Annotated in this window: 5 protein-coding genes and 2 pseudogenes; 5 read left to right on the top strand and 2 right to left on the bottom strand. The window is 71.9% G+C overall.

The annotated features are described in order from the left end of the window. Position 1: 1 nt before the first annotated feature. The 4 genes from FGX59_RS39100 (at position 2) to FGX59_RS35280 (ending at position 5,621) form a co-directional block, all read left to right on the top strand. Positions 2 to 130: a hypothetical protein gene (locus FGX59_RS39100; RefSeq protein ID WP_255471676.1), complete on the top strand. Its 129-nt coding sequence runs from the start codon at positions 2 to 4 to the stop codon at positions 128 to 130. A gap of 578 nt (positions 131 to 708) precedes the next feature. Further along, positions 709 to 2,106, top strand: coding sequence for a hypothetical protein (locus FGX59_RS35295; RefSeq protein WP_138473235.1), 1,398 nt, complete (start codon positions 709 to 711; stop codon positions 2,104 to 2,106). Between the two features lie 38 nt (positions 2,107 to 2,144). Further along, complete coding sequence (locus tag FGX59_RS37965; RefSeq protein WP_171060992.1) at positions 2,145 to 3,161, top strand: hypothetical protein; 1,017 nt, start codon at positions 2,145 to 2,147, stop codon at positions 3,159 to 3,161. Positions 3,162 to 3,233: 72 nt separating this feature from the next. Next, positions 3,234 to 5,621, top strand: a complete 2,388-nt coding sequence (locus tag FGX59_RS35280; protein ID WP_138473229.1) for a hypothetical protein — start codon at positions 3,234 to 3,236, stop codon at positions 5,619 to 5,621. A gap of 689 nt (positions 5,622 to 6,310) precedes the next feature. On the opposite strand, the gene FGX59_RS37960 is transcribed toward FGX59_RS35280, so the two are convergent. Together FGX59_RS37960 and FGX59_RS37955 are read right to left on the bottom strand one after the other, a co-directional pair. Next, positions 6,311 to 6,922 (bottom strand): GMC oxidoreductase, encoded by a 612-nt coding sequence (locus tag FGX59_RS37960; protein ID WP_240722861.1) that lies wholly within the window; start codon positions 6,920 to 6,922, stop codon positions 6,311 to 6,313. A 210-nt stretch (positions 6,923 to 7,132) separates the two neighbouring features. Continuing rightward, a pseudogene (locus FGX59_RS37955) lies at positions 7,133 to 7,668 on the bottom strand (GMC family oxidoreductase); the annotation flags it as partial. Positions 7,669 to 7,699: 31 nt separating this feature from the next. On the opposite strand from FGX59_RS37955, the pseudogene FGX59_RS35270 reads away from it, so the two are divergent. After that, a pseudogene (locus FGX59_RS35270) lies at positions 7,700 to 7,791 on the top strand (transposase); the annotation flags it as partial.

Below are 7,791 nucleotides of genomic sequence, written 5' to 3'. Positions count from 1 at the left end.
CATCGCCGACGGCTCGATCATGCCGGAGATCACGACGGGCAACACGATGGCGCCCTGCGCGGTGATCGGCGAGCGCGCCTCCGCCTTCCTCCGGGAGGCCCACAGCCTCGCAGCAGACGCAAGCGCGTGAGCGCCGACGGGCGGCTTCGGCTGCCCGCAGGTCTCCGGGCCGCTTCCGCCGCCCATTTGCGGGACCTTCGCGCAGGGACGTCTGACGCCGCGGGGAACCGTCCCTGCTCCGCCCTGGCCCTGTCATCCGGCTGATCCGCTGCCGTCGGGTCCGGCCCCGGCCGAGCGCGCGTTCCGCTCCTGGCCCTGGAGGCGGGAGGTGTTCCCGGCCGCAATTCGGCCGCCCGCGTGCGGGCGGAAGCGACGGCATCACCGATGGCGGGCATGCGCCGCGCGGCGAGCTTTCGCGGGCACTGCCAGACTTGCGCCACGGCCTCCCGCAGCGCCTGACCTGCCGCGGTCCGGGCAGGCGCCTGCCGGGCGCGGCAGCCTGGTCCGGGCCTCCGGGCGAGGATTTCCGGCTCTGTGACTCTGGGCACAGAGCCGCCCGTGCGGGCGTGGTAGCGTCTGGACAGATGCCGGAGAGGACCCTGGAGGACGGGGACGGACATCTGCCCACCACATGCGACGCCGTCGCCGCGTGCCCTCCGGGGAACGCGGGGAGAGAGCTCGCGACTGCCCAGCGGAGAGGAGGATTCCATGAAGAAAGAGATGCAGGCCAAGATCCTGGCGAGCCTTTACGACCGTCTCGCGGATGCGGTGACCTATGCGCCGGACGGCAAGTCGAGCGCCTATCCGGGCGACATCTATTTCCAGATGACCAAGTACGAGGTCCTGAATCCGGACGATTTCAGGAACATGATGAGCCCGGCCAATCCCAATGGCGACCGGCGGATGGCGGAGTTCTTCTCGCAATTCACCGACCGCCTGCCAACGCCCGCGCCGCTGTGGAGCGACAGCACGCGCAGGCTGTCGCTGATGGTCGAGGGCGCGCTTGGCCAGGCCAATACCACGCAGGAGGTCGATCCGGCGCAGGAGAAGATCTACCACCAGGCCTTCGACTATCTCAACACCGAGAAGTCGATCGAGGAGTTCGACGGCAGCAAGACGACCTCGGTCGAGCCGACCGCCATCGCGCTGGCCTATGAGGAGGCCAAGACGGCCTATGCGGTGGCGGTCGGCGGCTACCGCACGGCCTATAACGGCTACGATCTCGACAAGATCGAGGACCAGCGCGCCTGGAGCGCGGCCGAGCCGATGCTGTCGGCGCTGGTCGAGTCCAAGTGGAACGCCTGGACGCGGGCCGGCAAGGCGCAGGTGGAGAAGGCGCAGAACGCGCTGTCATCGACCATCAACAATGCCGTCAGCGCGGCGATCGCGCAGCAGCAGAAGATGGTCGGCGACGGCCGCAAGCTGCCCTCCGCGCTGCCCGCTGGCGACGGATGGCTGCCGAGCTACGCCGCGCCGTCGAACTGGGCGGAGGCCCAGGGCGTGCATATCAGCTTCAAGAGCAGCTCGCTCGACAAGACCGAGACCAGCCGTGGCCACAGCTTCGGCTCCGAGGCTTCGGGCAGCTACGGGCTGTTCCATGCCGCCGCAAAGGTCGAGGGGAAGATCGAGAGCGAGGCGCAGCATCTGGACGCCGAGAGCTTCGAGCTCGAGGCCGAACTGCTGACGATCAGCATCCTGCGGCCCTGGTACAATCCGCTGCTTCTGGGGATGACCTCCTGGTGGGTCGACGGGATCGCGCGCGGCGGGCTGTCGAATGGCGACCCGGCCGGTCCCGCGGGCCAGATGGCGCTGGTCCCGACGGCCTTCGTCGTCGCCCGCAATGTCGCGATCACGGCCGATTTCACCGAAGAGGACAAGACGGCCATCTCCAAGGTCATCAACAGCGAGCTCGGCGGCGGCTGGGGGCCCTTCACGCTGAAGGGCAAGTACGGCTACAGCGCGTCCGACTCCAGCTTCGCGGCCCGGTTCGATGGCGGCAAGCTGATCTTCCCGGGGCTGCAGGTGATCGGCTGGATCAGCACCGTGCCGCCGCTCTGTCCGCCGCAGACCGGCAAGCAGGGCGTCGCGGAACTCGTCACGGCCTGATGGCGGGAGGAGGGGGCCGCCCCGGCGGTCCCCGGCCGATGATGTCCCTGACCGCCGCCCTGGCCGAAGCGCTGCCGCCCCTTGCCGGAGAGCCGGCCGCGGCCCGGCCCGCCCTGCGCCGCAGGGCGCTTGCCCCGGCCCCCGCAGATCCTGCCGCCCCGCGCGGAGCGGCGGAAAAGGCCCGGCCGCCGTCGCCGAAGCCGGTCCTGCAGCTCCTGCCCCTGCCGCTGACGATCGACACCCGCAGCTACGCCAATGCGCAGGGCAATGAACGGCCCAATGGCGACCTGCGCGCGCTCTATGCGTTCCGCAGCCTGGCCGATCCGCTGCCGGCCTTCGCCTCCGGCTATTTCGGCCAGGGCTCGACCGAGGCGACCTATGCCAACCTGGTCCACGGCGCCACGGCCGGGGCGGAGGCGGTCTTCGCGCAGCAGGTGATCGCCGAGAGCCGCAGGACGCTGTCGGCGCATGCCCGGCCGGATATCGACGGCGCGCCGGGAAGCTGGCTTCCGGTCTATGCCAGCCCGGCCGACTGGGCCGAGGGCATCGACGACGCCCGGTTCGGCGATCTCGACCTCGATCTCGGCAGCCCGGGCGGGGACGGCCCCTATGCGGTGATCGGCGGCGACGATGACCTGATGCTGCGCGGGCGCCATCGCGCGATGCCGCTCGGCACCGCGGCGCGGGGCGGCAGGCTGAGGATGAAGTACCTGCTGGTGCATCTCGTCCGGCCCTGGCTGAACGAGCTGCTCTTCCGCACCGCGGGCTGGCAGCTCGGGCAGCAGCCGGCGGGCTTCGTCTCCAGCGGCTCGCTGCGGCGCAATCCCGGCGTCATGCCGCTCCTGCCGATGGCGGTCCTGCTCGGCCGCCAGATCGCGCTCGAGGCCGACTGGCGGGACGAGGCGCGCGCGATGCTGGCGGCGGAGCCCGAGGGTCCGCTGTCGCTGGGGCCGTTTCCGCTCGGGGCCGCGGAAGCGCCGAGCACGCTGCATGTCGTCGCCTGGATCAGCGCGCTGGTCCCGTTCTCGCCCGGGGCGCGGCCCGCCGCGGGCTGACCCCTTTGCATTCTTTCCGGCGGCGGCGCCGCCGCCGGGCATCCGACACCCCTGGAACGGAGGAGACTGACCATGTCGCCGCAGAGCATGACCATCCCGGATTTCGAGCAGCGCCGCCGCGAGGTGGCCTGGACCCGCATGGCGGAATTCGGCGCCGTCGAGGGGGCGGAGCGCTATGCGCGCAGCGCCGCCTGGCTCGGCAGCGGGGCGACGGCAGGCGCGGCCGGTCGCGCGCTAGCCGAGGCCAGGGCCATGGCCAATGCGCTGCCCGTCCCGGGGCTCGTGGCCTTCGACCGCAGCCTCGGCATGGGGCATCTGTCGCTGGCCAATCCGCAGGGCGGGAATGTCCATTTCTGGTCCTTCCCGGCCGGGCTGCGCGATCCGGTCGCCTGTTTCCAGATGCTGGCAAGGCGCGCGCTCGGCACGCGGACGCAGTGCGGGCTGCGGCTCCTGCCGCAGGAGGACCGTGCCCATGTCTGGAAGGCGGCGCTGGTGCATCCGATGCAGGCGCGCGAGACCGATTTCCGCCGCCTCGTGCGCGACGCCGGCCGCCATCCCGGGAATGCCGATCCGCGCACGGCCGAGTCCGAGACGCTGGCGCGGTTCTTCCAGCAGGGCAACGAGCGGCCCGAGCCGATGCGCTGGCGCGGCGACGCCCTGCCGGAGGGGCCGGCCCTGGCCTCGGTGCGCATGAACCACCTGATCGACAGCTTCTACCTGTTCCGGCTGCTGGTGCGCTACGAGGCGGTGTCGGAGATGCCGATCGGCGACGATCTGCGGGTGGATCTGAGCGGCGAGCTGACGAAGCTGCTGCACAATGGCGACCCGGCGCTGATGGGCTGGCTGCGGGACTGGCTGGCGGCGAAGATCGCCGTGCTGGGCGACCGGATCGAGGCGCTGAACCCGCCGGGCGCGCGGCAGGTGATCTTCTTCCTCAAGGGCGGGCGGGCGCTGAACTACTTTCTCGGCACCCCGGAGAAGGGCGAGAATGACTGGGACACGCAGATCGTGATCGATCCCGGCCTGCCGGCGGCGGAGTGGTACGGCATGCTCTCCCGGGTCCATGACGCGGTGCTGCTGGCGCTCGGGGAGTTCCGCGACGAGTTCGCCCGGCTGCTCGAGGCCCATAGCCTCGACTTCGCGGGCTATCTCGACGGCTCCGGCGCACCCTCGGCCGAGGATGACGAGGTCGATCCGTTCGACCCGATGGATATCTGGAGCCAGGCGGAGCATGCCACCTGCAAGGCCGAGCTGATCGATATCGGCATTCCGCGCCGCGACAGCGCCGCCGGGCTGGAGGAGTGGCACCGGCTCGCCCCCGAGGGCGCGATCCTGTCGCGCAACGGCGTCCGCTTCCCCGGGCGCGGCTATTACGCAAACGAGTACCTGATGATGGCGCGCGATCTCTTCGCGCCTGAGGCGGCGGCCCACAAGGCGCCGAAGCGGCTCTGGCGCTTCCGCCTGCTGCTTGATTCTGCCGGGGCGCCGCCGCCCGATCCGGAGCTCGCGGCGCTCCTGCCCGCGGCGATGGCGCAGATCGCCGCCCGTCCCGCTGCCGAGCAGGAGCTGTTCCAGCTGGCCGCGGGGCAGTTCGCCCAGGCCTACAGCCTGTCGCGGGACCCGGATCTGGCGGCGCTCTTCGACGGCTGGCTCGGCGCGGCGATTGCCGCCCCGCCGGATCTGGCGCCGGAGCTCGCCGCGGCAGTGCGCGAGGGGCTGGAGAAGAAGCAGCTCGGCGCGGCGGATGTGGCCCGGACGCTGCGGCTGGCGGCCGATCTCGGGGCGATCGAAGAGGTCGCCGCGCAGGTCACGTCCCATGTGGCGCGGCGCAGCGCGCACCTTCTGGCCGGTCACGACGCGACAGACGAGCTGATCCGCGACATCGCCCTGCGGGCGGCGCCGGGGCTGAGGGAGATCGGCGCGCAGATCGCGGTGGTGGGCAGCTATGCGGCGCGGCTGCATGCCGACCAGCTGCGGCTTGATCCGGACCGGCTCGACCCGCTGCGTCGGATCGTGCTGCATGTCCAGCATGACGGCCGCCAGAGCGACGATGCGGTGATCGCGATGCTGTCCGGCGCCGTCGCCGCGGCGGTGGCCGGGCGGGACGGGCTGGAGCTCGTGCCCCCTGATGAGCTGGCCGATCCGCGCGGCCGCAGCCTGGCGGTCCGTCCTCGCGATCCCGTGGCCTTCGGCGACGGCATCTCCTACCGGCCGGTGGTGCTGAAGATCCGGGCGGCCCGCCAGGATCCGGCGCAGGGCCTGCCGGTGCTGGCCGCGATCCGCGGCATGCCGGTTCTCGACATGCGCTTCCTGGCTGAGGCCTATCTGCGCAAGGCGGCGAAGACCGACGAGACGGGGATGCGCGGCCACCTTGCCTCCGGGCACGAGGCGCTGGTCGAGATGATGTCCCGCTTCGATCTGGCGCTGGCCGGGCGCAGCCTTGCCGAAGAGGAGATCTGACATCGCCGGCGGCCGGCAAATGCACCCCGGCCGCCAGGGGCGGGCGCCGGTCATGCGGCAGACCCTCCGGCGGCCGGCGTCTTGCTCGGCCATCCCCGCGACGGGCGCGGCACGGCGATGGTGAGGTTCCGGCGTGTCGCCTTTGCCCATGCGGTTGCTGCAATCGGCGGACTGGACCGGCTGAACGCATGGGACCCCGCAGCTGCAGCGGCGGAGCCGCTAGCTCCGCAGACCGGATCAGCGGGACCCTCTGCCAGAGGAAGCCCAGCTTTCCGGCCGGGGAGCGCTTGGCTTGTCCCGGCCCTCTCCGCCGGTGACCGTTCCGGGGCAGGAGGACTCCCGGGACCTGCGGCAGCCGACGGCGGGGCCTCATCCGGGCGGCGCGCGGCTCCCGGCAGAGCGGTGCCGTCCCGGACCCGGCTGGGACGGGTCCCAGGCTGCCGAAAGACGGCCGGACGGGCCAGGCGAAGGCCCGTTCCTGACCCGGCTGCACGTTGCCCGCCGGCCAGCCTGGCCGGGCCATTCCTGCCCTGTGCCGATGGCGCCCTGCAGGCCAGCCGGTACGGCGGAGGAGCAGCGGTCGGGCGCGCAGTTCGCACTGCTTCCGGCGCGTCGATGGCGGCCCGGCGCCGGGCCGCATGGCTGATCCCTGCCGCCTCCGCGGCCTCCGCCAGTCGTCCGGAGGGCGGTCAGGCCGCCGCTTTGCGGCCGAGGATGAACCGGGCGGCGCGCTCGGCGATCATCATCGTCGGCGCATTGGTGTTGCCCGAGACCAGAAGCGGCATGGCAGAGGCATCCGCCACCCGCTGCCCCTCGGTGCCGCGCACCTTCAGATCGCCGGTCAGCACCGCCATCGCGTCGCCATCCGGTCCCATCCGCGCCGTGGCGACCGGATGGTAGACGGTCTTCGCGGTCTGGCGGACGAAATCGCGCAGGGCGTCGGGCTCGCGCTCCAGCCCGGGCTCGGGCAGGTGGCGCCGCGCGACGAGATCCGCCAGCGGGCGCGTGCCGAGGATCTGGATCGCCGTCTCGAGGCCGCGCACCAGCACCTCCAGATCGTCGCTGTCGCGGAAGCTTCCGACATCGAACAGCGCCTTGTCGCGGAAATCGGCAGAGCGCAGATGCACGGAGCCGCGGGATTTCGGGCGCAGGAAATTGGGCTCGATGGCGATGCCGTGGCAGTCCGGCGCCGGGCGGTCGACCCAGCCGGTCAGCACCGGCAGGACGTGGAACTGGATGTCCGGCAGCCCCGCGCCCGAGACATCGGCGAAGCCGCCGCAGGAGACAACGTTCGAGCTCATGACGCCGCCGCGGTCCCAGAGATAGCGCAGCAGGTGGCGCAGTGCCCTGGGGCCGCGGTCCTCGCCATAGAGCGAGACCGGCGCGCGGGTCTCGCCATTGACCGAAGTGGCGAGGTGGTCCTGGTAGTTCTCGCCGACGCCGGGCAGGTCGGAGACTGCCGCGATGCCGTGCTCTGCCAGATGCGCGCCCGGCCCGACGCCCGAAAGCTGCAGCAGCCGCGGCGTCTCGATCGCCCCGGCGCAGAGGATCACCTCGCCCCGCGCCGCCGCCCGTCCTCCAGCGTCACGCCGGTGGCGCGGCGGCCCTCGAAGCGGATGCCGGCCACGCGGGCGGAAGTCAGCACCTCAAGATTCGGCCGCCGCTCGGCGGGGCGCGGGAAGGCCCGGGCCGCGGAGGCGCGCCGGCCGCGTTGCGTCATTGTCTGGTAGCAGCCCACGCCTTCCAGCCGGGCGCCGTTGAAATCGCGGTTGCCGGGCAGTCCGCTGGCCCGGGCGGCGGCGAGGAAGGCCTCCGACAGCGGATGGCGGTATTCCGGGTCGGAGACATGCAGCTCGCCGGTCCGGCCGTGATAGCCGTCGGCGATCCCGGCATTGTTCTCCAGGTCGCGGAAGACCGGCAGGACATCGTCATAGGCCCAGCCGTGGTTGCCGAGCTGCGCCCAGGCATCGTAGCCGCTGGCATCGCCGCGGATATGGACCATCGCGTTGACCGAGGAGCCGCCGCTCAGGCCATGGCCCTGGATCACCACCGACGGCCGCCCGTTCACGCCCGGATCCGGCCTGCCGCTGCGCCAGACCGTCGGTCTGGTTGCCAGCCTGATCGAAATGGCGGGGCTCGACTGGCCGGTGCCCGGCTATTCGACACTGTG

Origin of the sequence: Poseidonocella sp. HB161398, from assembly GCF_005870025.1 — a bacterium.
Taxonomy (GTDB): domain Bacteria; phylum Pseudomonadota; class Alphaproteobacteria; order Rhodobacterales; family Rhodobacteraceae; genus Mangrovicoccus.
Note: the sequence above shows the minus strand (reverse complement) of the source record. Positions and strands in the feature narration are given on the sequence as shown.

Coding starts and splice junctions, on each gene's coding strand:
- FGX59_RS37960 (WP_240722861.1), bottom strand. CDS start 6,922: ATGAGCTCGAACGTTGTCTCCTGCGGCGGCTTCGCCGATGTCTCGGGC.
- FGX59_RS35280 (WP_138473229.1), top strand. CDS start 3,234: ATGTCGCCGCAGAGCATGACCATCCCGGATTTCGAGCAGCGCCGCCGC.
- FGX59_RS35295 (WP_138473235.1), top strand. CDS start 709: ATGAAGAAAGAGATGCAGGCCAAGATCCTGGCGAGCCTTTACGACCGT.
- FGX59_RS37965 (WP_171060992.1), top strand. CDS start 2,145: ATGATGTCCCTGACCGCCGCCCTGGCCGAAGCGCTGCCGCCCCTTGCC.